This is a genomic window from Thioclava sp. JM3, assembly GCF_002213185.1.
Taxonomy (GTDB): Bacteria; Pseudomonadota; Alphaproteobacteria; order Rhodobacterales; family Rhodobacteraceae; genus Thioclava; species Thioclava nitratireducens.
This window is the reverse complement of the sequence record NZ_NBOB01000014.1, coordinates 20,087-42,153: the sequence shown is the minus strand read 5'-3', so window position 1 is coordinate 42,153 and position 22,067 is coordinate 20,087. Positions and strand designations below refer to the sequence as shown.

Below are 22,067 nucleotides of genomic sequence, written 5' to 3'. Positions count from 1 at the left end.
TGCGCCCCAATCAGGTGCGCGCCGTCCGTTTTTGACCACGTTTAGTCGAAGACGCCCAAAAAGAAAAACGATTACAAGAAATTTCTTCTCGAAGCTGAAGATGTTAGGGTCAGGACTCATTCTCTCGTCATAGCCAGAACATGACGGTTGCGGCGAGGGCGACGGCGGAGAGGAAGACCTTCGGGCACCTGTCGTAGCGCGTGGCAACCCTGCGCCAGTCCTTCAGGCGGCCGAACATGATCTCGATCCTGTTGCGGCGTTTGTAGCGGCGCTTATCGTATTTGACAGGCTTGCCGCGCGACTTCCTGCCCGGGATGCAGGGCTTTATCCCCTTGTCTTTCAACGCATCTCTGAACCAGTCGGCATCATAGCCGCGGTCGGCGAGCAGCCATTCTGCAGATGGCAAGCTATCCAGCAGGGCCGCAGCACCCGTGTAGTCGCTGACCTGGCCTGCGGTCATGAAGAAGCGGATCGGACGTCCATCGGCATCGGTAACGGCGTGCAGTTTGGTGTTCATGCCGCCCTTGGTCCGGCCGATCAAACGACCCCTCTGATCGCTTGGCCCCCCTTTTTCGACCGCAGGCTGGTCGCCGTGCGGTGCGCCTTCAGATAGGTCGCGTCGATCATCACCGTCCTCGGAACGGCCGCCTCGGAGGCCAGCCCCTCCATCATCCGGGCAAAGACACCCTTGTCGCCCCATCGCTTCCAACGGTTGTAGAGGGTCTTGGGTGGACCATACTCCTTCGGTGCATCACACCACCGCAAGCCATTGCGATTGATGAAGATAATGCCGCTCAGCACTCGCCGGTCATCGACACGCGGCTTGCCATGGCTCTTGGGAAAGAATGGTTCCAGACGGGCCATCTGCGCATCCGTCAGCCAGAAAAGGTTGCTCATTGATCGGTCTCCTTGCGGAGGCTGAATCATGCCGAAAAAGGAAGATCAATGGGTCCTGACCCTAGCCAATTCGTGAAATCGAAGGGCTTGAAGTACGATCCGTCAAAAATCCCGTTGCGGTTGTGAAACGCATGCCAGACAGCGAGTATTCCGGAAAGAATGTAAAGTGAGCGGAAGATCGACCAGAAACTTGGCGATTGAATGCGTTTGAAGCGCGAGAGCGGCAGTTTGTCTGCATCTGCGCCATAGAGCAATTGCTGGAGTATGCTCCGCTCAATCTCCTGCCTGGTCACTGTGCGTTGTTCATCGCCTGCTTCGGGCAAAAAGGCGGCAAGCGAGATGTGCAAGGCCTTGCGGGGATAGGATTTCAGGAACGAACGGATGATGCTGCTTTTGCCAGAACCATAAGGCCCAGTAAGAGCGATGTTTGAAACGTCAGGGCTCTCAGTCGCGAACGCCAAGGCGGCCGAATACACCCCTCCTTGGTCTGCTTCATCGGTGGGGGCAAGATCGACGAACTTCGCGGGCCCCTTTCCAGATGCAGATATTCGGCGCAACGTCTCGGCTAATTTGAAGAGCTTATCGGAGATCCAGAGGAAGATTTTGGCGCGACTTATATACATGAAAAACAGTCTACCATGTCCACAAAATTTTCCCAGCCAAGTTATGGACTTAGTCGACAACGCTAGTGAAATTCTGAAGCTTGGCGCGGCCGCAGCGAAATCGCGCTTCGTCCCGAGTCTGTGAGTTCGCTCATCTCCAGATTTCGCACGCGCGGCAAATGGCCGGTAAGCGGGCTGCGGATGCAGCATCTTGACTGGTCGGTGAACGTAAGCATTGGGCCGACCACGTCTGGCGTACGGCTTCAGTCCAGATCGACGCCGCCAAGGCGCGGCGCATGTACATGCGTTCGGATTAGGAACGCAGCGCCCGCGCCCGCGATGGCGCCGAAGAGATGTGCCTCCCACGACACGCCGGGTTGGCCCGGAAGAACGCCCCAGAGAATAGAGCCATAGAGGACACCGACCACCAGTGCCGCGCCCAGCGTGATCGGGGAGCGATCCACAAGACCGCGCGCGATGAGGAAGCCAAACCAGCCGAAGATCAGCCCCGACGCACCGATATGGATCGCCGAGCCGCCGAACAACCACACGAGACCGCCCCCAAGGCCGATCACCACGGCGTTCAGGGACAGCAAGGCTCGCGTGGTTGTTGCCACCAGCAGTCCACCCATCACCAGGAGCGGCGGCGTGTTGGCCATCAGGTGCGAGAAGCTCCCATGCAGGAGGGGCATGGCGATGACACCATCCAATCCGCTGACATGCCGGGGGATCAGGCCGAAGGCCGGGTTCAGGCCGTAACCGAAGATCCAATTGACGACCTGGACCGCCCAGAGCAGCGCTACAAAGGCGACAAGCGCCGCGGTGCGCCCAAAGAAGACGCGCATGTGATCCCGGTTCATCATGTTGGCGACAGTAGACGTCACCACAGTGCCTTCAATGGTTTTCGCGCGCAGCACAGGGTGCCACCTCCGGGAAAGGGGGTCGCGGCGGCCAACCTCGGTAGGGCTCAAGCCAAGAGAATGGCTCCGATCTTAAACGGTGTTCCCAGGCCGCCGCGGCATGATTTCACGCTCGGGGCGCTTCAGGGCTTCGGCGTATTTACGGGCATTGTCGTCAATCGTGCTGTGCCAGAGCTTTGAGACAAAGGCCTGGGCGTCTTGAACGGTCATGTCTTTCAGCGAAGAGGACAGCACCATGAATAGCTCATCTTCGCTAATCGAGGCGGCGCGGTGCATGGCATCCGCGTAAAATGACGGGTCGTTGAGAACCTGCTCGCGCAGCGGCATCCGCGCGAGATTCTCCTCCGGGATCGCCATGAAGATCGTGTCCTGCAGGTCGGTCAGATACGCACGCCGCGATGTGGACACCGGCTTTCCCGCAGCCTTGGCCTCCAGAACTGCCTGCCTTGTCCTGTCGAGCTTTGCCCTTGCATGGGTCATGAGGACATCACGCTGTCGTTCAGGCAGCGCAAATCCGGTGCAACGCTCGATATGAGCAAGAAGCTCTGCAACCTCTGCGTCTACATCAAAGCTCTCGAACCACGGAGCTTTTCCCAGTCTCGCCACCATGCGCCTACCCTCGTCCATTCAATAATATATTATCGTATATCATAGTCAGCAGATCGCAAGCGGGTGGCGTCCTTGACGCAAACGGACATGGGAAAAGGGGAACCGTGGTCCCACGGCTCCCCTTTCGGTACGTATCGTCTAACTGCGTGCGCTAACTACGCGACCAGCGACAGCCCCGCGCCCGCGTCCTGCGGCTGCTCACCGCTGTCGATGAACGGGATGATCGAGAAGGTCTGCCCGCCGCGCTGCTCTTCGTTCTGCACGGCGTTGACGCGCAGGTCCCCATCAGGCGTGTTGATCAGCAGCGACAAGTAGTCATTGCCCGTGCGGCTGCTCTTGGCCATCCAGGCCGAGCCGACGCGGATCGGCGTGCCCCGGGGCGAGCTGACCTCGATCCGGTAGTCGGGGTGGGTCTCCTCGGTCTTGTAGCTGTTCTCGATCAGGATGAACTCCAGATCGAACATCATGTTGGCGATGTAGCCGGTGAAGGCGTTGTCGGCGTCCATGGCGGTGAGCTCGCCCGAGAGCGAGCCGGATTTCATCAGGCCGTTCGAGACCAGAGGGATGATCTCGAACGCGCCACTCTGGGCCGCGCGCGCCTCTTTCGTCTGCACCGCGTTGACCCGGAACGGGCCGAGGCCCACATCGATCTGCATCGAGATATAGGGGTTTCCGCTGGTATTGCCCGTCTCGTTCCAGGCCGTGCCGATGCGGACCTTGCGGCCCGATTTGTTGACGGCCGTCACGTCGTAATCCGGACTGCGCGCGGACATCTTGGCCCGTGCCTCAAGCTGGATGGCGATGTCAAAGCGTGACGAGTGGATCATGCCGGTGTACTCGGCGGCTGCGGTTTCGGCATTGCGGGTGAGGTTTCCTGCGAACATGGGATGGTTCCTTTTGGATTGGCCGGTGCCTGACGTCCTTGCCAGCGCATCCGGGATTGCTTTCTCGACCCCTTGAGGGATCACAAATCAGAAAGCTTGCTTTCCCTTTATGCCCCGCCCCCGGCTTCGCGATGCCGTCTGAGTAGGTGTGCCGCCGCGCCCCCGGGTGCTGCGCCCCTCTCCTGCCCGTCTGATCTTGATTGGCGGCCCGGATTTTCCGCAGCGTCCTTCGATTGCGCGATGAAGAACTCCGCCTCTTTGCCATTCAACTGTTGCCCTTCCCGGTCGGTCAGACCGATGCAGCTGCCGTTCGGCAGAAAGCTAATCAGGTACTGACCGAGCCGGTCCTTATGGACAACGTAGCCGGTATTGGCCCAGTGCACAGTCTGGCCGGCATCGACGGCCGCCTTGATTTCATCGAGTGTCATGTGACCCTCCTCAAGTAGAATGGTGGGGAAACGACGCAAGAAGCCCGATCTTCCAACCGGGCTTCCGTGCGGCATTCAATTGGCAAAAAGCCGGGTCCTGTCAGGCACTCTGCGCCACTTGCATCGCGCGCGCCGCCATCCAATCTTTCAGGCCAAGAACCGTTCTGCCGGCGGCGACTTCAGATGCCCAGGCGGCCCTTGGGTCGCCGCAGGGCTCATCGCCGGAATGCCGGTCGATGTGGCCATTGGCCATCCATGGCTCGGGCTGGATCCGCCGCAGCCAGTCCGCCATGCTCGGGATACGGCCTTGGCAGTCTTCACGGATATGCTGCTCGCCGATCCAGCGCACGGGGATGTCCCGACCTGCGCTATTGGTCAGGGTCAGACCGAAGACACGTTCAGCATCGAACAGACCTTGGGTATGGTGGCGCAAGGCCCGGTGCGTGAAAAGCGCGAGGTGCTCTTTCGAGGCGTCAAACCAATCGTGGACGGCCTGATAGTCAGACGGCACCCCGCCGAACTTCCGGGCAGAGCTTTCGGCATGATGAAGCGGATGGGCCATCTCAAAGCCCCTCGTCATAGCTGTGCGAGCATTCGACATAGCGGTCGGCGTGATCGAGGGTGATGCTGTCTGCTGCAATGTCCCAGGTCAGCGTGCCATAGCCGCCCTCGTTGTTCTCGAACCCCGGATGATGGTGATAGGCGAGCGACCAGGCGAAATCGCCCACCTCTGTCGCAAGCGGTTCCGGCAGTTTGACCTCCGCAGGCTGCACGGTCACATCCTCGACATTGCCGGAGTCGCCATAGCCTTCGTATTCGGCAGTGACCTCGCTGATGCCAAGTGCACGTAGTTGCGCAAGCAGCTCCGTTCGGGTTGCTTTCAGGGTGGTTTCGCGCTCGGCGCGCCACTGAGCCGCCATTGCGGCATAGTCCATTTGGGGATTGGTCATGGTTCTGTCCTCTTGTCAGATGTTGGGGGGGCCGGGCGTGGCATTGGCCCGCGCGCGGCTCGAACGCGCAGACCGGTCAAATCCCGATCCGCGACGCCCCACCCTAAGCCCACTTTGACTTTTCAGGCGGCTTGGTCTGCCGTGTTGGCATTCCCCTGACCCACGATCTGGGCCAGAATGCTCCCCGTGTCGACACCGTTCCCATGCGGCAGGAACACCCTCAGCTGAAAGGCGATGATCTCGGTGAAGCAGCCGAGGGCCTTGAGGCCCTCGATCATCCCCCGATCCGCACCAGAGAGCTCGAGGCGCATCTCGCCTGCGACACGGCGACGGGTCAGGGTGAGACCCCGGCCCAGATCGACCGGCGCGGTGGTGCCGAGGGCGGCAGTCAGCATCTCTTGCGGCGTTTGCGGGTTGGAGACGAGGAAGCGGGCGCGCAAGGCCGCTGCCCCTTCCTCGCTCAGCGTGCGCCCGATCATGGCGGTCGCCCCGTCGGGCGTGACCCTGTAGATGCGTTCATTCGTGGTCGGAATGTCCTTCCAGATCGGCAACAGCAGCCCGGTCAGCAGGTAGAGCTTGGTCGTGGTGGTTTTCGGCAGGGATGCGGCCTCGGCATCCCAAAGCCCTGCAAACTCAGGCTTGCCGATATCTTCCCAGGCCGAGGACGCGAACCGCACCTCTTCAAGATAGCTCGACCCGTTGGGCCGCACGGTCTTGCGCATGAGGGTGACGATATCCTCGTCGTACATCTGCATGGGCCGCGCCGAGATGAGCGCCGCGCGGCCGGAGGCGCGATTAACCATGGGCAGCTTGTCCGGATTGCGCGACAGGGCGTCATCTGCCGACAGCACATGGACCGGATCGGTGACCTCGAGCCCAATGATCCGCGTGACCGCACCGGATTTCGGGCAGGTCCAGAGATCCTCTGTGGAAACCTGCTCGATCTTTTCACCGCGCAGGGTTTCGACGCCGAGATCGAGCGTGCCCGCCGCGCGCGCCCGTTCGGTCTGATAAGCGATCCGGCGCATGAACTCGGCAAAGAGCGCGTTCTGCATGTGGATGGGAAGCGCCAGCACCCGGTTCAGAAACCGCTGGATCGGCGGCAGCTCCTCAAGGAGCACGCCGTCCTTGTCGATCAGCCGCAGGGCTGTCCAGTCGGTGAAGCTCTCGTAGCTCATCGCCTCGGCCCGCCCGGCGGCAAGATCGGCGAAATACCCACGCAGCGCCGCTCGCGCGATCGGGCTTTCCAAATTATCCTCATCGCGGAACATGCCCTGCGAGCCGGTCTCGCGCTGGCCCTTGGTGAGCGCCCCCAGCTGGTCGAGGCGTTTGGCGATCGTCGAGGTGAAGCGCTTCTCGCCATGCACATCCGAGGTGCAGACCCGGAAGAACGGCGCGCTGACCTCAGCCGAGCGATGCGTGCGACCAAGCCCCTGGATGGCCGCATCGGCGCGCCAGCCGGGCTCCAGCAGGTAGTGCCGCCGCCGTTTCTGGTTCTTCGCCGTTTGCGCCGCATGGTAGGATCGGCCCGTCCCGCCCGCATCGGAGAAGATAAGGATATCCTTCTCGCCGTCCATGAAGGCTTGGGTTTCGGACGAATTGCTGCTGGCGGCGCGCTTTTCGATGAAGAGATGACCATCCTCGGCCTTGAGGGGCCGGATCGACCACCCCGTGACTTCTGCCACGGCCTCGTCGCCAAAGGCCCAGAGGATCTGGTCGAGCGCCGAGGGGATCGGGGCGAGCGTCATCAACTCCATCATGGCCGCATCGCGCAGGGCGAGCGCCTCGCGCGAGACAACGAGCGCGCCGGTCTCATCCCGCAAGGGTTCCGCCACCATGTTACCGTCGATCTCGACCAGCTTTTGCGCATGGATCGGGAAGGCCTGTTCCAGGTAGCCCAGAACATAGTCGCGCGGCGTCAAGGCACCCTCAACGAGCTCGTCTTCCGCGTCCATCGTTTCAAGCCGACGTTTCAGCAGGCTCTCGCCGGTCGAAACCACCTGGATGACGCACGCGTGGCCCGTTGCCAGATCATCCTCGATCGCGCGGATGATGGTCGGTGCCTTCATGCCCATCAGGAGATGGTTGAAGAAGCGCTGCTTCGTGCTCTCGAAGCGAGATTTGGCCGAGGCACGTGCGGCCGAGGCATTGGTCTCCCCCGAGGCGTCATTGACACCGGTGGCTGTCAGCGCAGCTTCAAGATTGTGGTGGATCGTCCGGAACGCACCCGCATAGGCGTCGTAGATCTCGATCTGGGCCGGGGTGAGCGCGTGTTCCAGCACGTCATACTCCACCCCATCAAAGCTGAGGGCACGCGCCGTGTAGAGGCCGAGCGTCTTGAGATCGCGCGCCACTACCTCCATGGCGGCGACACCGCCTGCCTCCATCGCCGAGACGAAACTCTCGCGGCTTGGGAAGGGGTATTCGGGGCCCTGCCCCCAGAGTCCGAGCCGCGCGGCATAGGCCAGGTTGTGCACGCTCGTGGCACCCGTGGCCGAGATGTAGAAGACGCGAGCGCGGGGTGCTGCCAGTTGCAGCCGCAGGCCAGCAAGGCCCTGCTGGGAGGGTTTGACCCCCCTGCCCTGCTCGGACCCTGCCGCATTCTGCATGGCATGGGCTTCATCAAATGCGAGGACGCCTTCGAAGTCTTCACCCATCCAGTCGAGAACCTGGCTCAGTCGCGTGGTACCGCATTTGCCCGCGGACCGCAGCGTGGCGTAGGTGACGAAGAGGATTCCGTCGCCCATCGGGACGGGCTGATCGGGTTTCCATTTGGAAAGTGGCTGAATGTCGGCAGGCGAGCCGCCGAGATCGGTCCAGTCGCGGATCGCGTCCTCGATAAGCGTGGCGGATTTGGAGACCCAGATCGCCTTCCTGCGCCCGGAAAGCCAGTTCACGAGAATGAGCCCCGCGCATTCGCGGCCCTTGCCGCAACCGGTGCCGTCGCCGAGGAAATAGCCAAGGCGATAGGCCCGTGCATCCGGGTCATCATCGGCGCGCGTCAGCTTGGTCTGGTCGTCATCGATGGTGAACCGACCTGGCAAGTTACGCACATGGGCATCATGCGCCATGATGATGGTTTCGAGCTGCGCCTCTGAGAGATGTCCCTCCTCGATCAGCCTGGCGGGCAGACGCAAGTCATCACTGCCCGTGTTTGAGGGCATGGGCGGGGCAACCGAGGCCATGGCGATGCTTTCGACGAGCGGCGTGGGATGTTCTTGCGCACCCGCGATCTCGATCCGCTGCGGACGGTAGCGCGCATAGATGTCCGAGACGGGCGTGTTGTCGCGCGGGGCCTCAAGGCTTGTGAAAGTGAGCGGTATGGCGGCGTTGGTCTGAGCGTTGGACGCCGCAACTTTGGCAACTGGGCGCTTGCGCGTGACAAGTAGTGGACCGACCGATCGCGCATGAGGGTTTGTCGCCGCCCGTTGGACGGGGCGCGTCTCAGGCCGGTTTGCGGCCACGGTGTCAACAAAAGGAAGGGCTTCCTCCAGATCCTGAACCGCGGCGCGGATCATCTCGCCGTCCTCCTGCACCTTGTCGAAGACCATCAGCTGGGTTTCCACAGTTGTGCCGAGCTTGCGGTAGACCTGCCCCGGTATCGTCAAGGCCAGTCGCGGCGTCAGGAGACCGCAGGCGCGGGACCAATGCGCGGCATCGCGCTCCGTGCTGAACCCCTGCGGCATGATCGCCACCAGCCGGCCACCGGGTGCCAAGCGCTTGGCAGCCGCAATGAGATGTTTGGCAGCGGTGTGCTTGTCTCGCGAGCGATCGACCGAGGAGGCAAAGGGCGGGTTCATCGCCACGACGTCAGGCAGGACCGGTGTCGGCATCAGATCGTCGATATGCTCGCCGTCATGGCCCGTCACCTCGCCACCGAAAACCGCGCGCAGGAGGTGCTGGCGAAAGGGGTCGATTTCATTGAGCAAAAGCGTGGCACCGGCCCGGGCGGCGAAACCGGCCAGGGCACCAGTGCCGGCGGACGGCTCCAGCACGGTCTCGCCCTTGCGGATCGCCGCGGCCCGTATGACCAACGCCGCGAATGGCAGCGGCGTGGAAAACTGCTGCAGCCGGATCTGCTGCTCCGACCGGCGTGTTTCCGTCAGAAGCCGCGAGGCGAGCAGCTTTGCAACGGCGATGTCGCCTGCCGCGCCGTCCCCACGTAGCAGCATCTGAATGGCGGCTGCCTGCATCAGGTCATAGGCCATGCGCCAGTCCCAGGCGCCGCCAGCATCGCTGCCATGAAACGACTCGCGCATGATGCGCGCGAGCGCTGAGCTGCGCAGGGGTAGGTGGTCGACCTCCGCGCCGATTTGCGCCAGCGCAGAGACGAGATTAGCGTCGGAGATTGAGAGAGCCGGATTTGCTGGTTTGGGCCTGGACATGGGGATCTTCCTTTGGATCAGGGTCTGAGTTCCAAAGGATAAAAAGCCCACTTTCGCTTTTCAGGGTGACGGGATCAGACCGCGCTGACCTCCAAGGCTTGGTCAGGACTTGGGTTCGATCTGCCGCTTCGCATCAATCAATGCCTGTGCGGCCTGCATCACCTTAACCTGAGATGTTCCCGTACGTGCATCCTCCAGCGCGGCCTGTACCTGCGCGCGAAACAACGCGTCATACGAATTGACATCAGCCGCCACGGAAATGCTCCTCGAAACCGAGGTGCGGCTGTTCCTTACCCGTTGGGTCCATTGCGCTTTCTCCGACTATACTATGGGTCGATGCTACATCACCCACAGTGGTGCCGTAAACGGCAAGGCCGTAAGGTTCACAGCTAACGGGGCCACTTACCGATCGGTCGCCGCTTCAAGAGACGTCTCGAACCGCTTGTCCGCCGCCGCCGCTTCTTTCAAGAGCGCGTCAAAATTTTCAGGTGGGTTGCCATCTTCCAGCATCCCTTTGAACGTCGCGTAGGCATCCGTCTTGCTGCCATAGGCGCGCAGGGTCTTGTCGTCGTTCACCCAGGCCACCACGATGACCTTTGCATCGCTGTTGAACCGGTAGAACAGCCGATACTGCTGGAAGAATTTCGCCCGGAACCAGTGCTTGCGGTGATCGCCGAGTGTGCCGCCTTGCCGGAAGGCGGCGGCACCCGGGTCCGCCGGTATGGCCTCGGTCACCAGCTTGAAGATGGCGGCCAGCCGTTTCGCGGAATTTTTCTTGCGCCAGGTCTTTGGATCGCGAGCCTTACGCGCCTCGAGCTCCAGGATCAGCCCTTCGAGCTGGTCCAGAAAGAGCGGATGCGCATAAATCGTCCATCCGTTTACGACAAGGGGCGCCCCTGCGGGCACGCTATCGCCGCTCATTCATCCTCGAGCGATAGCGGTGCATCGAGATCGACGTCAACGTCTCCGACCAGTGCTGCAAGACGGCCATGCAAAGCCCCATCGAACGCCCGAATGCGATCCGGATGCGCCTTGATATCGGCCTCGACAAAATCGAGAAAGGCGCCGAGCGCGGGATCATCCTCGTCGCTGCGCACGGGCTCGATATAGACCCTGCCACTCGGCTCGGTGCAGTAGCGAATCTGGTCGCCCTTGCCCAGCTTGAGCTGCTTTCGCACACCTGCCGGCACGGTTGTCTGATACCGATCCGTGAGCTTCGAGACATCTTGTGTGAGCACTGTCATGGCAGTCTCCTGAAAGAAAAGGGTCTTTGCTTCCTGCGATAGGTAATGCATTTGCATTGCCTTGTCAAGGCAAGCCGCAGGATCTGCTGTCGTCGGCAGGTCGATGAACCGTCCGGCGCAGCACCTATTCTCGCCCCGCGAAATACTCCGCCAGCACCTGGCTAGCAGCACCTTTCGCGGAGCTGAGCAGCTCCGAGCTGGAAAGCGTCGCTTTCGACAGGCGTACGAGCCCGCCGGTTTCCTCGATCCGGTAGCAGCGGCGTTTTTGCCGCCCGCGTCTGTAGTGCGTCACGGTGACGATCTGGCAGGTGCTGCCATCGGTGAGCGTCACCGGTTTTGCGAGCTTGATCTTGTCGCCTTCCTCGTAGTTCGGGATCGAAGCCCATTCCCGGCAGCGCTGGCGCCAGTCCCGGGCGTAGCTGTCCGGGTCTTTCAGGTCGGAGAGAAGTTCGATCAGCGCAAGGGGCGCGCGCGACGCGTTCGGGCCAGCGCTTTCCTCCATATCCTTGTAGCCCCAACACCCATCGTCGTAGGCGGTGAGGAAGACGGCGGCGAAAGTGATCGAGCCGTCAGGATCGGTGACATAGGTCGCGTCCTCGACAGGGGTGCCATCGCGATTGGTAACCCTAGCCGCCGCATACCAGGTGGAGCCGACCTTACAGGCCTTGACCAGGTCCGTTTTGCGCGTGTCGCCCTCAAAGGTGCAAAGCCGGGTGATCTCTGCTTTCTCATCCGCGTAGGATTTGACGCGGCCGTCGGTGTAGAAGAGCCAACCCATTTCAGAGTCCTTTCTCTCGTAGGGAAAATTGTTGTCGCCAATGTCCCAAGAGGGCCGCAGGCCCGGCAGGGTATTGGCGATGCTTGTTTGAGAAAGGGCGCGTTAAGCCGCCCTCCGGTCATCGATTTCCATCAGCGCATCGAGCGGCACGCGGTAGGGCTGCATGGCGTCGAAATCCTCGCAGTTCCCAGCGTTCTGCACGATTGCGAAGGTGTCGCAGGCATCCTTGAGAATGACCCGGAAGGTGCCGCCGAGGCCCGAGGGCACCTCGTAGGTCCCGCCGATGAGATAATCCGAGGCCCGGCGCACGAAGACGCGGATACTGTGGCCATCGGTGGCGAGCCGGATCGCACCCCGCCCCCGGTCGATGAGCACCTGCACGTCATCCAGGATGTCGGTGTAGAACTGGCCGGTCAGATCGCGAAACGCCATGCGACGCTGCGCCATCCAATCTGTGTCCCGAAACGGGTTCATGCCATCGGCGAAAGCAAAGGACGGATCCGCCTGCTCGGTGGTGACGATGCGGGTGGTCTTGCCATCGATCCCGTTCGAGCGCAGATGCACACCATTGCCGACGATGAGGATCAGGGCCGGCCTGTCCACCGGTCCGTTCCAGTTGGGCAGGAAGGTTTTGCAGGCGCGCGCATGTGCGATCTGCGCTGCGACAGCGGAAGCGGAGAACTTGAGAATAGCCATTGGGATGTCTTTCCGTTGGGTATGAGAGGATCGACCCGCGCGGCCGGAAGGGCTTGCGCGGGTCGTATGATGGCTCAGGCCGCTTGCGCGACCTCGCTGTCAGGCTCGGGGGTTTCCGCAGTGGGCTCCGCCTCATCACAGGCGACACCGGCGGTCTGCATCATCGGCGGGCACCAGGCGGCCACGGCAGCGCGCTGCGCATCTGTGAGCGTGGCGAAGGGTTCGGCAAAAAGCTTGTCGCAGAAGGCGACGATCTCCTTCTTGCTTGACGAGGCCAGCGTCACAGCCTCCTGGGCGAGACCCAGATCCTCGCCGAGGATCTTCAGCAGCCAGGCCTTCTTGAAGCGGTTGAAGAGCGCCGCATTCGGCGTCCAATGCGCGCGGATATCGGGCATGATCTCGATCTCGAAGTCATGCATCAGGCTGTCGCGCTGGCGGTCCCGCGCGAAGCAGGACTGCGTCGTGCTTGCGGCGGCATACGCGACGAGCTTGGCCTTCTCGCCTGCCTCCAGCGCGCGAAACGCCGCGAACTGATCAGCAGGGGACCGGGTGTCATCGAGCCAGGAGAGGTCCAGCGCATCATGCGCCGCCGCCACCTGCTCAAGCGAGGTTGCGTCGATCTCGTCCATCTTGGCATGGCTGCGGTATTCCTTGCGGACATCGATCTTGATCGCCTGCGTGACGCTCATACCGCTGGCCAGAACATCACTGACCAGCTTGAAGAGCGTCAGATCGAGCGTGGCCTCGGGATGCAGCGCCATTGCGGCGCCAAGGGCCATGGCCCGCTCGGTCTTGAGGTCCTCTGCCAGCGAGGCCGGGTAGGTGATTTCGCCAGCGTCGGGGGCCTCCTCTCCGGTGGTGTTGGTCGACGAACCGCGCGCGCCCTCCTCTTTCACGGTGTCCTCGGGGCGCACGAGGCCGATATGGAGCATAATCTTTCCACCCTGCCACAACGCGATCACCCCGGACCGCGCGAGGTCCTCGGCGCTATAGGCCTCCTGCAGATCGCGCGCTTCGTCTTCCAGAGCGTCCACGCGCTCGTAAAGGGCATTGTAGGCATCGTCTTCGAGCCCCTCATCCTCCATCTCGAGCTGCAGTTTCTCAAGCTCGGCGGTGATCTCATCGATGCGCTTCTGGCTCGCCTCATCCGGCTCGATCGGGCTGGGATAGACTCGGCCATAGTCGGCCATGGTCGCGTAATCGTAGCGGACCACCGAATCGGCCCAAGCAAAGCCCAGCTTTATGCGGGCCTCCTCGGCGGCGGCCGCGAGCTTCTCGAGCAGGATGGTTTCGACCAGCGCAGCGTCTTCCAGCACCGAATGCTCTTCCAGGAGATCGGCCGCGATCGCTCCGCCGCGGGCCTCGTATTCCTCGCGCACGAAGGTACCGATGTCGTCGCTGACCTGCACCCCGCGCGATTTGAGCGCCTGACGGACGGTGTAGGCCTGCAAGTAGCTGTCTTCCTTGGTGAGCGCCTCGAAGACCTCGCGCTGCACTTCCTGGCTCGGATGCTCAGCAAAGGCCTTCATCGTGTCGAGTGTGATTGTCTTCGCGCGAGCCGCCGCGCGAATGTCGGGATGAATGAGACCGTAGCGCAGGCGGCCTTTCACGGCAGCGACTGTGGTGCCGAAGGTCCTGGCGATGGTCTCGGGGGTCTGGCCATCGACCTCCATCATCCGCGCGAAGGCCTCGAACTCGTCAATCGCGTTCATCGGGGCTTGCGTGATGTTCTCGGCGAGCGACAAGGCCGTGGTGACGTCGCAGTCGTCCCGGACGAGACGGCAGTCCACCTTGGTTTTCGCCGTGAACCCCTTGACGGCCTTGTCCGCGACCAGCTCTTTCAGCGCGGCATGGCGCCGGCCACCGGCAAGCACGGCATATTTGCCGTCGAGCTTCTGGACAAGGAGCGGCTGGAGCAGGCCCAGTACGGCGATGCTGGCCTTCAGATGGGCGATGTTCTCGGGGTCGTAGGTTTCCGGGGAGTTGCTACGCACATTGGCTGGATGGGCAGTCAGATCGCCGATGGCGACGGAGACGGGTTTGAAGCTTGCGGTCATGGGATGTCCTTTTCGATGGGTATGGTGAGATCCGCGCGTTCACGCACGTGACCAATCCCCGGCTTCGGGGATCAAAAGGACAAAAGGCCCACTCTCCCTTTGAGGGGTCGGTGGGCCTTCATTGCCTGAGATGTCGGGGAGGAGTCCCCTGCCCTTCTACCAGTCGCGCGCCAGCATGATGGTCAGCACGCGCGTGGTGGTCGTGGGGTTGTCCGGGGTCTCGGCTCCGTAGCGAAAGTCGGAATCCGCTTCATACAGATCGATTTTCCAGAACACGGTCTCGCCGCGGACCGTGACCGACCCGAAATCATGCCATCCCTCCGGGTCGTTCTCGGGCTCGAACACATCAAACTCCCCGGTCGCCTTCACCGCCTCGGCCATGAAGCCGTCACCAGCCTCCATGAGCGAACGGGTAACATGCATCCGGCCTTGGATGGGCTGCGCGGGCGGCACTCCAAGGCACGCGAGTTTGCGGAACGCGTCGTTCTGCGCCGCGATCACGGTCGGATCCGGACGGTCTGACTGGGGTTGAACGGTCATGGACATGGGTCTTTCCTTTGAGAAGTTGAAACACCCTTCCCAAAGCCTGCTTTTTCTTTTCCGCGGGGCGGAGGAACCGAAGCAGAAGGTGCCCTACCCGAACAGCCCCTTGGGTCTGTAATTCGGGTTGGGGATGGTTTCGATCCAGCCGCCCTGGTCCTTGATGCTCTCAAGTGCCGCCGAGAGCGGATAAGCGCCCTCAGACGCGCTCCACCAATAGGCACCGCGTTTGAAGGTGATGATCTTGCGGCCGCCGTCTTCGAAGCAGGCCACCCGCAGCGTCTTGGGTTCCTTGCGTGACATGCGAGTCTCCGTTCTCCGTGTGGTCAGGCGGCCTCGGCACTGCGCCCTGCCCTGCCCGTCTCCGATCTGGCGATCAGATAGTCGCAGGCGCGCTGCGCATCCGCGGCGTGCTTGAAGATCGCACCCTTGTCCGACCGAAGGACCCGTAACCAGTTGTGGAGATAGGCGGCATTCATCTCGAGCGTATGGGCCGTGAAGCCGAGCGTCTGACCCAGGAAAACCGAGGTCAATTCCGCGACGATCTCCTCGCGCGCATAGGAGGTGTTGCCGAACTTCGAGAACCCGAAATCACGGTTCAGTCGATGGGGGGCTTTCGTGGCATGGGCCAGCTCATGCGCCCAGACCCCGTAGAAGTTCCGCGGGTTTTCGAACCGCGCGATCGACGGCATGAAGACCTTGTCCACGGGCGGCAAATAGTAGGCTTCTGTTCCCGTGAAAACAGTCGTGATGTCGATAGCATCGAAAAACGCCTGCATGTGCGGGATGGGCTCGGACGGCGGATGCTCGGGCACGGGCTCCGGGTCGGGGAAGAAGCTGTCGGGCAAGCCATCGATCTGGCAGGCGTTGAACACGCGGTAGGATTTCTGGAAGCGGAATACGCGGGCCTCCTCGGAGCGATCATCCCTCTCCCCGTGGTCATCCTCGCCGCCGGCGTCCCTCCGGCTTTGACCGTAGTAAACGACGACAGAGGACTTCTCGCCCTTGCGGACCTTCGCATCCAACGCATTGGCTTGCGGCAGCGTCATCCAGAAGGGCGAGCTGTGCCCCGCCATCACGGTGCGCATGGTCAGCAGGAAGTTGTTCACGCCCTGATAGGGTTCGCCGCCCACGCGCAGGGGGCGAGAGCTGCCACCTGCGGTCCATGGCTTGCGCCACGGCAAGACGCCGCGCTCGATGATGCGGATGATTTCGTTTGTGATGACCTCGGAGGCGTCGAATTTGGGTGTGCGGGATCGGGCCATGGCTGGCCTCCTTTCGAGTGTTGGTGAGAGGGAATGGTGATCAGGTTGACTGGCGGGGGCGCGGATCGTTGGCGATCCTGGCACCGAGGGCTTCGACCATGTCGACGTAGGTGGTCAGCGAGACGGGCCAGCCGGCACCTGAAAGGTCAGGGTCGACAGATCCGTCCCGCGCCACCCGCGGCAGGTTGGCGAACGCAATGACATCCGTGACGGGTCGGATATCGATGAAGGGCGTCCCTCGTGCGACCGCAAGAGAGGCCAAGGGAAAGCGCTCGATCGGCGCGAAGGACGACACGGTGGTCCAACCGAGATGGAGGAATGTCCCACCGCCTCCACAGATCACATGCGCATTTGGCAATGACGCGGCCTGCTTGAGATAGCCGAGATCGCGGAGAACGGCTTTCCGCTCGAGCTGCCGTGCCAGCTCCTTCTCGCCGGTTCGGCGCAGCTCTCTGTGCCGCCACCAAGAGGCAGCGGTCGCGCGCAGCACGCGCAAGACACCTGTTTGCATGGGAATAACCTTCATCCGGAACGGCAGACCGGAACCCGGCCCGGACCCGTCCGAGGCACCCCAAGGTCCCTCATCCGTCAGTCACAAAACCCGAAGGCCACTTTACCTTTCTGCCAACCCGGAAGCACAGGCCGAGGATTTCCAAGGCCGTCAGCTCCACTGATCACCTTCACCGCACTCTGTACCTCAAGATCGGCAACGTACATCGGCAAAGAAATGATGGAACCTGATGATTATCAAACCTTATCAGAGGCTTAGTATTCTTCACAGACCGGCAAACCTCACCGGTACTTGGCTGATACTTCCTTGCAGTCGGCGTTTCGGGCTTCGCCTCTGACAAGCCTCTTTAAATCGCTGTCAGGGAATAGCTTGTGCTACGTCCACCCGCCTCATCTTTCGCCAGTGCGCCCAAGTCGATGAGATCGAGGATGTCGCGATAGGCCGTGTCTTGTGAGCACTTTTCGATCTTCGCGTATTTCGACGTCGTGAGCTTTCCTTCGAATCCATCCAGCAGGCGGTTGAGCATGTCCCGCTGACGGTCGTTTATGTTCGCCGCTCCGTATTTCTCCCAGAACCGCGCCTTCCGGAACACGGCCTCAAGGATGATCTCGGCACCATCGAATGCGCGGTCCAGGCAAGCCAGGAACCAAACGAGCCACGCCGTGACATCAATCCCGCCTTTCTGCGTCTTCTCGAGCATGTCGTAATAGTCGCTCCGCTCCTGCCGAATTTGCGTCGACATGCTGTAGAACCGCTGGGCGCTGCCTTCCGATCGCGCCAAGGCCATGTCTGCGATCGCGCGCGCTATGCGCCCATTGCCATCATCGAAGGGGTGGATGGTGACAAACCACAGATGAGCGATGGCGGCATGTATGACGGGATCCGCCTCGGAGGACTGATTAAACCAAGTCAGGAAGCGCGCCATTTCAGGGTCTAACCGTTCAGCGCCCGGCGCCTCAAAATGCACGCGTTCGCGGCCATAAGGTCCTGATACAACCTCCATAGGACCATCACGCCACCCCCCTACCCTGATCCGAGTCATTCCGCTTCGCCCGGTTGGAAAGAGAGCCGCATGCCAGCCGAACAGACGCTCCGCGTCCAGTGGCTGGTGATACGCTTGGGTCGCGTCCAGCATCATCTCGACAACTCCATCAACATGGCGATCAGACGGGATCAGTCCGCCAATTTCCAGACCCAACCGCTTTGCGATAGATGAGCGAACCTGATCATTGTCGAGCGTTTCCCCCTCGATCTCGCTGCTTTTCACGACATCACTGGTCAGTGTTCTGAGCATCGCCTCGTTGCGAAGATCGAAGCCAAGACCCTCCATGCGCCCCAAGAGCTTGCCTTGGCGGTGACGGACCGCAGCAAGTTGGGACGACAGCTTGGCCTTGTCCCAGGTAAACTGGGGCCAATCAGGGAGTTCGTGAATGTAGGTCATATTTTACGCATTCCTTGCGGAGATTATACGGCATAATCTCCGCAAGACAACTGTAAGCACCGCAGAGGGTGCGGAGAATAAGAGCGGCAATCTCCGCGTGCTCGACCTGGAACTTCAAACGCGGGACACCTTCTTCCCTTCCCATTACGCCGCCTGTCCGCTCAACCGGCCATAGAAGCTGCGCTCGAGATGCAGCTCCCCTGCCCCAGCCTTCTCGACCATACCCCGCAGATATCCACCCGGAGACGCCACTTCGCCGGCGCAATGCTTGTCAAACGTGAGAACGAGCGCTGCTGTCGCGACTTGGGGCCCGAGACGGTCCTGAGCGAGGTTCCAAGCGTGCTCTGAGACACCGATCATCGGCCTGAGCTGCCCGACAACCCGATGCAGATCGCCCCAATCCTTCAAATACCCGCCCATATTGCGGGCCCAGGACGCGAATTCAGGACAAGCCTGCATCACAGTCGGCAAATCAAGCGCTGCACCACGTTTCTTACGTGTTTCAACCACCCAGTCTTCCAGCTCCGTATCGACCTTCTCTTCCGGTGGCGCATTTGGCACCACGGCCGCCGCTTGCTCAGTTTCTGAGCGACTACAGGTTACAGGATTTAGTTGAGTTGTAATTAGTATATGAGGTTCAGAAATGACCTCCCTGGGGTCCATTTCTTGAGTCTCTTTAGGCTCTTGTTCAGTGGTTGCCGGCATGTTTTCCACAACTTCCTCCGCTCGAACTGCCTTGAGATAGGTCGCCTCGACACGCTCCTGAAGTTCTCTGAACCAACCTAGGAGCCGCTCAAGCGCCTCAGAGGCCGTGTTCCGACGTGGCAAGCGGTCCAGAAGATCCTCAAAGAGGCTTGAGAGCTGTGTCCAGGGGCCACTCAGAGCGCCCCCCTGGGCCGCTTCGATCCTTGCGCGGATCATTCGGCGCGCAACTGTGATCTGGCGTTTCAGGCGCTGGCAGAGTTCACGTTCAGCCTGCAGTTCAGCATGCAGATGCTCAAACTCTTCGGCGCGGGCCGACAGCGGCGATAAATCAAAGCCATAGGCCTCGATGATACGACCGTCAGCGTCCCTGTGGCCCCACCGCTTGCCATTGGGGCTGTCCTTGAAGGCAATCACGCCGATCTCGGCCAAACGCCGGGCATGGCGCTTGAGCGCCGAGAGCGAGAAGCCTGTTTGCTCCATCAGATAAGAGTTGGAAGCCCAGACGATCGGACGCTGTCCCTCCTCCCAGTCCTGGGCTTGTGTGAAGGCTCCAAGCGTGTCGAGAAGCAGCATGTCACCAGCCTTGAGGCCTATATGCGCACCAACGCGTTTCACGGCGACAAAGGCCTGTGTCTTGGGTACGGCTGCTCTTTCACCAGCCTGAGCGTGCTGTTCAGCAACCGCCAGTCCGACCGTCGCTTTGCGCCATCCCGAGAGTTGGTTGGAATTAGATACACCTCTACCGTTCTGAGGCATGACTGTCCCAGTCGCTCCATGCGGAGCCTCATTGAATTTTGTCATTTTATGTTAGCGGCAAAGAAATCCCGTTCGCTCAGAAGCGTTTTCTCTTGTGTGGTGATTCGTTGGCTGCTAGATTCTAGGTGTCTAATCTAAGAATTGCGCTCTGCGCAGCAGCCCTCGAAGCTCCGGTTTCGGGGGTTTTCTTTGTTTGCCGTTCCTCCTTTCTGCTCGTCCTCAGTTGTCATCCACTGGATTTACATCTGTAAATTCAGCATAGGATTGCTTGATTATCTCCGCGAGATTACTCTCAAGCCAGGTTGCAAACTCAGCGTTTGCGCCGGACTTCTTCACGGAAAGTGACAGTGTTGCGCGACCAGCTTTGATGGTCACTCCCTCTACAGGCGTGATCTCCAGAACTTCGCGCGAGTTCTTCGCGCCGCGCTTTGTCGCTTCCTTGATGAGCGTTTCAAGGCGTTCGTCTGAGCTCAATGTTGTGCTGATTTTGGCCAGGATTTCGAGAGCCGTACGTTCGGTGAGCTTCTTACAGTGAAAGAGCTCGGCCAACTCCGTCCACCTAGGACGGCCGGACTTCGGTGCTGCGCCAATAAGGTCACCGATCTTTTCTGGGACATTCTGCGTCACCTTCGTAAGGTGTGATTGACCTGACGCCGATATGTTTAGAACCTGCCGAACAGTTGCTCCATCGTGGCCAGCGGTTTGGATGGCCTCGGCGAACCTTGCCTTCTCGTAAAAAGACAGGTTGCGACGTGCTGCATTTTCCAATCCTTTCGCCAGCAAGGCCGTCGCATCATCGATGTCTTGAACGTTCGCACGCACCTTAATGCCGAGTTCGCGGCAGGCCTTTAAGCGGCGCCTCCCGTAGATTGCTTCAAAGCGCCCTTCAGCGCCTTTTGATCGCCGAACGAGTATAGGCACTTGCTGGCCGCCTTCGCGGATGCTGCTCTTTAATCGTTCAAAGCTCTCGTCGTCGTCTTCAACGTTTACAGCTGTAAACTCTTCAAGCCGGTCTACTGGCCCCCAATCGTCGATCAGATTGGGATCAATCTCACGGATAGATGCCAAAGAGCCTTGAAGGGCGCCCAAAGCCGGAGCGCTGGTCTTAGGCGGTCTCTCGGGCTGCGATCCGCCGGAACGGGCGATCGTGTTGGCAATTCCCGACATATCGCGAAGAGATTTCCTAGCCATTACTTACGCCCCCACGATTGATGCACCATCGTTTCCACTTCGCGCCCGACCGCATCCATCGAGCCCTTGGCCCGATCATATGTGGCGCGTGTCATCTCCGAACGCACCACTTCGTAAATCGACTGTTTGAGCATGGTGGCGTCACTGATTGCTGTGCTCTTCAAAGCAGTTGCCGACATGACCCGGTCTTGAAAAAGAGCCCGCATGAAAGAGGTCAGCTGCTGAGAAGGCACGTCTGTAGGTTCGTCTCGGGTAATGAGAAACTTAAAGAAATCATACTGCAGAGTTGCGCCAGCATCTTCGATCACGCCCATGTAAGCCCCAGCTAGTTCGAGAAACTGAGCTGTAGAGGAAACGTCCAACATCGATGGAGTTAGAGGAACGATCAGAGAGCTGGCGGCAGCCATCCCTGCGATGGTCAAGAAACCGAGTTGTGGCGGACTATCCATGAGAACAATATCAAAATCATCCTCGACCTGCGCCAAGGCATTCCGGATGCGCGTAAAGAATGGCTGGTCCGGGTTCGAGTGAACGGCCGACTCTGTTTCAAATTCCGACAACATTAAGCGAGAAGGCGCTACCGAGAGCCCCGGGAAATATGTCGGGACCACAACCTCTGCCATGCTGACCGGATCGTCATAGCGGATTGCATCATAAACAGTCAGTCCATCAAACTCGATCTCAGGGCTAATCCCACACATTGATGTGAGAGACCCCTGTGGATCTAGGTCCAAGGCCAAGACCCGATAACCCCGAAGGGCAAAGTAATGGGCGAGGTGGACGCTCGTTGTGCTTTTACTGGAACCGCCTTTGAAGTTCATCAGCTGCCAAATCTGCAGTTTTTCCTCGCCGAAGCGGCGAGGCATATACCGTCCCTTCTTCCGTGAGGTTTTTTCCAGGACTTCACGGGCATCCCATATTTCTTGGGCTGTGTAGTAGCGCCTGCCACCCCGGATATCTTCAGGCTCCGGAAGTGTCCCTTCGGCGTGGACCTTTCGCATGAATTGCCCGGACACACCCAAGAGTTCAGCAGTCTCTGGGGCCGAAAAAGAACGTAGCGCTTTTGAATTGTCTGGGGCAAAAGCAGAGAGCAGGTGCTCTCTGATGGCGGCGTTGAGTCGTTCGGATATCTCGGTCGCAAGTGCCGATGGACGCTCATTTGCCAATGGTGTTACAGGAATCATTTGGTTGCCTCAATTTCCAAAATG

Annotated in this window: 23 protein-coding genes; all 23 read right to left on the bottom strand. The window is 60.6% G+C overall.

Translation table 11 applies throughout. The features are described from left to right. Positions 1 to 127: 127 nt before the first annotated feature. The 23 genes from B6V73_RS18730 to repA all read right to left on the bottom strand — a co-directional run bounded on the left by B6V73_RS18730 (position 128) and on the right by repA (position 22,043). Positions 128 to 897, bottom strand: a protein-coding gene (locus tag B6V73_RS18730; protein ID WP_240504185.1) for an IS5 family transposase whose coding sequence is annotated in 2 segments (ribosomal slippage) — positions 128 to 561 and positions 561 to 897 — 771 coding nt in all. Because the reading frame shifts where the segments join, the coding sequence is not laid out codon by codon here. A gap of 26 nt (positions 898 to 923) precedes the next feature. Next, positions 924 to 1,520 carry a hypothetical protein gene (locus B6V73_RS18725; RefSeq protein WP_206185609.1) on the bottom strand — a complete coding sequence of 199 codons (597 nt, stop codon included), beginning with the start codon at positions 1,518 to 1,520 and terminating at the stop codon, positions 924 to 926. Positions 1,521 to 1,762: 242 nt separating this feature from the next. Further along, positions 1,763 to 2,362, bottom strand: a complete 600-nt coding sequence (locus B6V73_RS18720) for a rhomboid family intramembrane serine protease (protein WP_088726121.1) — start codon at positions 2,360 to 2,362, stop codon at positions 1,763 to 1,765. A gap of 129 nt (positions 2,363 to 2,491) precedes the next feature. Beyond that, on the bottom strand, positions 2,492 to 3,028 hold the full coding sequence (locus tag B6V73_RS18715) for a hypothetical protein (RefSeq protein WP_240504184.1): 537 nt from the start codon (positions 3,026 to 3,028) through the stop codon (positions 2,492 to 2,494). A gap of 155 nt (positions 3,029 to 3,183) precedes the next feature. Further along, positions 3,184 to 3,912: a DUF736 family protein gene (locus B6V73_RS18710; RefSeq protein ID WP_088726116.1), complete on the bottom strand. Its 729-nt coding sequence runs from the start codon at positions 3,910 to 3,912 to the stop codon at positions 3,184 to 3,186. A gap of 107 nt (positions 3,913 to 4,019) precedes the next feature. Then, complete coding sequence (locus B6V73_RS18705) at positions 4,020 to 4,340, bottom strand: hypothetical protein (protein WP_088726115.1); 321 nt, start codon at positions 4,338 to 4,340, stop codon at positions 4,020 to 4,022. 100 nt (positions 4,341 to 4,440) lie between these two features. Further along, a complete protein-coding gene (locus B6V73_RS18700; RefSeq protein WP_088726114.1) occupies positions 4,441 to 4,902 on the bottom strand; it encodes a hypothetical protein in 462 nt (153 codons plus the stop codon). Position 4,903: 1 nt separating this feature from the next. After that, complete coding sequence (locus B6V73_RS18695) at positions 4,904 to 5,290, bottom strand: DUF6878 family protein (protein ID WP_088726113.1); 387 nt, start codon at positions 5,288 to 5,290, stop codon at positions 4,904 to 4,906. Positions 5,291 to 5,412: 122 nt separating this feature from the next. Next, a complete protein-coding gene (locus B6V73_RS18690; RefSeq protein WP_088726112.1) occupies positions 5,413 to 9,675 on the bottom strand; it encodes a strawberry notch-like NTP hydrolase domain-containing protein in 4,263 nt (1,420 codons plus the stop codon). Positions 9,676 to 9,777: 102 nt separating this feature from the next. Further along, the gene (locus B6V73_RS18685; protein WP_075777220.1) at positions 9,778 to 9,930 is read right to left on the bottom strand and encodes a StaA; all 153 of its coding nucleotides are present in this window, start codon (positions 9,928 to 9,930) and stop codon (positions 9,778 to 9,780) included. Positions 9,931 to 10,077: 147 nt separating this feature from the next. Then, positions 10,078 to 10,596 carry a type II toxin-antitoxin system YhaV family toxin gene (locus B6V73_RS18680; protein ID WP_088726111.1) on the bottom strand — a complete coding sequence of 173 codons (519 nt, stop codon included), beginning with the start codon at positions 10,594 to 10,596 and terminating at the stop codon, positions 10,078 to 10,080. Next, a complete protein-coding gene (locus B6V73_RS18675; protein ID WP_088726120.1) occupies positions 10,593 to 10,919 on the bottom strand; it encodes a type II toxin-antitoxin system PrlF family antitoxin in 327 nt (108 codons plus the stop codon). The genes B6V73_RS18680 and B6V73_RS18675 overlap by 4 nt, the downstream gene beginning before the upstream one ends. 124 nt (positions 10,920 to 11,043) lie before the next feature. Further along, complete coding sequence (locus B6V73_RS18670) at positions 11,044 to 11,697, bottom strand: hypothetical protein (protein WP_075777222.1); 654 nt, start codon at positions 11,695 to 11,697, stop codon at positions 11,044 to 11,046. A 102-nt stretch (positions 11,698 to 11,799) separates the two neighbouring features. Next, on the bottom strand, positions 11,800 to 12,393 hold the full coding sequence (locus B6V73_RS18665) for a regulator (RefSeq protein WP_088726110.1): 594 nt from the start codon (positions 12,391 to 12,393) through the stop codon (positions 11,800 to 11,802). Positions 12,394 to 12,467: 74 nt separating this feature from the next. Further along, positions 12,468 to 14,450 carry a ParB/RepB/Spo0J family partition protein gene (locus B6V73_RS18660; RefSeq protein WP_088726109.1) on the bottom strand — a complete coding sequence of 661 codons (1,983 nt, stop codon included), beginning with the start codon at positions 14,448 to 14,450 and terminating at the stop codon, positions 12,468 to 12,470. A gap of 156 nt (positions 14,451 to 14,606) precedes the next feature. Further along, complete coding sequence (locus tag B6V73_RS18655; RefSeq protein ID WP_088726108.1) at positions 14,607 to 14,996, bottom strand: DUF3768 domain-containing protein; 390 nt, start codon at positions 14,994 to 14,996, stop codon at positions 14,607 to 14,609. Between the two features lie 87 nt (positions 14,997 to 15,083). Further along, the gene (locus B6V73_RS18650; protein ID WP_088726107.1) at positions 15,084 to 15,293 is read right to left on the bottom strand and encodes a DUF6330 family protein; all 210 of its coding nucleotides are present in this window, start codon (positions 15,291 to 15,293) and stop codon (positions 15,084 to 15,086) included. A gap of 23 nt (positions 15,294 to 15,316) precedes the next feature. After that, positions 15,317 to 16,255: a zincin-like metallopeptidase domain-containing protein gene (locus tag B6V73_RS18645; RefSeq protein ID WP_088726106.1), complete on the bottom strand. Its 939-nt coding sequence runs from the start codon at positions 16,253 to 16,255 to the stop codon at positions 15,317 to 15,319. 40 nt (positions 16,256 to 16,295) lie between these two features. Further along, positions 16,296 to 16,781 (bottom strand): hypothetical protein, encoded by a 486-nt coding sequence (locus B6V73_RS18640; protein ID WP_088726105.1) that lies wholly within the window; start codon positions 16,779 to 16,781, stop codon positions 16,296 to 16,298. Positions 16,782 to 17,112: 331 nt separating this feature from the next. Further along, positions 17,113 to 18,207, bottom strand: coding sequence for a Fic family protein (locus B6V73_RS18635; protein WP_088726104.1), 1,095 nt, complete (start codon positions 18,205 to 18,207; stop codon positions 17,113 to 17,115). A 144-nt stretch (positions 18,208 to 18,351) separates the two neighbouring features. Next, entirely contained in the window at positions 18,352 to 19,668 is a 1,317-nt protein-coding gene (gene repC, locus B6V73_RS18630) for a plasmid replication protein RepC (protein ID WP_088726103.1), read from the bottom strand. A 219-nt stretch (positions 19,669 to 19,887) separates the two neighbouring features. Beyond that, positions 19,888 to 20,835: a plasmid partitioning protein RepB gene (gene repB, locus B6V73_RS18625; protein ID WP_240504181.1), complete on the bottom strand. Its 948-nt coding sequence runs from the start codon at positions 20,833 to 20,835 to the stop codon at positions 19,888 to 19,890. A gap of 23 nt (positions 20,836 to 20,858) precedes the next feature. Beyond that, positions 20,859 to 22,043: a plasmid partitioning protein RepA gene (repA, locus tag B6V73_RS18620; RefSeq protein ID WP_088726101.1), complete on the bottom strand. Its 1,185-nt coding sequence runs from the start codon at positions 22,041 to 22,043 to the stop codon at positions 20,859 to 20,861. Positions 22,044 to 22,067 lie beyond the last annotated feature (24 nt).

Coding starts and splice junctions, on each gene's coding strand:
- B6V73_RS18725 (WP_206185609.1), bottom strand. CDS start 1,520: ATGTATATAAGTCGCGCCAAAATCTTCCTCTGGATCTCCGATAAGCTC.
- B6V73_RS18720 (WP_088726121.1), bottom strand. CDS start 2,362: ATGATGAACCGGGATCACATGCGCGTCTTCTTTGGGCGCACCGCGGCG.
- B6V73_RS18715 (WP_240504184.1), bottom strand. CDS start 3,028: ATGGTGGCGAGACTGGGAAAAGCTCCGTGGTTCGAGAGCTTTGATGTA.
- B6V73_RS18710 (WP_088726116.1), bottom strand. CDS start 3,912: ATGTTCGCAGGAAACCTCACCCGCAATGCCGAAACCGCAGCCGCCGAG.
- B6V73_RS18705 (WP_088726115.1), bottom strand. CDS start 4,340: ATGACACTCGATGAAATCAAGGCGGCCGTCGATGCCGGCCAGACTGTG.
- B6V73_RS18700 (WP_088726114.1), bottom strand. CDS start 4,902: ATGGCCCATCCGCTTCATCATGCCGAAAGCTCTGCCCGGAAGTTCGGC.
- B6V73_RS18695 (WP_088726113.1), bottom strand. CDS start 5,290: ATGACCAATCCCCAAATGGACTATGCCGCAATGGCGGCTCAGTGGCGC.
- B6V73_RS18690 (WP_088726112.1), bottom strand. CDS start 9,675: ATGTCCAGGCCCAAACCAGCAAATCCGGCTCTCTCAATCTCCGACGCT.
- B6V73_RS18680 (WP_088726111.1), bottom strand. CDS start 10,596: ATGAGCGGCGATAGCGTGCCCGCAGGGGCGCCCCTTGTCGTAAACGGA.
- B6V73_RS18675 (WP_088726120.1), bottom strand. CDS start 10,919: ATGACAGTGCTCACACAAGATGTCTCGAAGCTCACGGATCGGTATCAG.
- B6V73_RS18670 (WP_075777222.1), bottom strand. CDS start 11,697: ATGGGTTGGCTCTTCTACACCGACGGCCGCGTCAAATCCTACGCGGAT.
- B6V73_RS18665 (WP_088726110.1), bottom strand. CDS start 12,393: ATGGCTATTCTCAAGTTCTCCGCTTCCGCTGTCGCAGCGCAGATCGCA.
- B6V73_RS18660 (WP_088726109.1), bottom strand. CDS start 14,450: ATGACCGCAAGCTTCAAACCCGTCTCCGTCGCCATCGGCGATCTGACT.
- B6V73_RS18655 (WP_088726108.1), bottom strand. CDS start 14,996: ATGTCCATGACCGTTCAACCCCAGTCAGACCGTCCGGATCCGACCGTG.
- B6V73_RS18650 (WP_088726107.1), bottom strand. CDS start 15,293: ATGTCACGCAAGGAACCCAAGACGCTGCGGGTGGCCTGCTTCGAAGAC.
- B6V73_RS18645 (WP_088726106.1), bottom strand. CDS start 16,255: ATGGCCCGATCCCGCACACCCAAATTCGACGCCTCCGAGGTCATCACA.
- B6V73_RS18640 (WP_088726105.1), bottom strand. CDS start 16,781: ATGAAGGTTATTCCCATGCAAACAGGTGTCTTGCGCGTGCTGCGCGCG.
- B6V73_RS18635 (WP_088726104.1), bottom strand. CDS start 18,207: ATGACCTACATTCACGAACTCCCTGATTGGCCCCAGTTTACCTGGGAC.
- repC (WP_088726103.1), bottom strand. CDS start 19,668: ATGCCTCAGAACGGTAGAGGTGTATCTAATTCCAACCAACTCTCGGGA.
- repB (WP_240504181.1), bottom strand. CDS start 20,835: ATGTCGGGAATTGCCAACACGATCGCCCGTTCCGGCGGATCGCAGCCC.
- repA (WP_088726101.1), bottom strand. CDS start 22,043: ATGATTCCTGTAACACCATTGGCAAATGAGCGTCCATCGGCACTTGCG.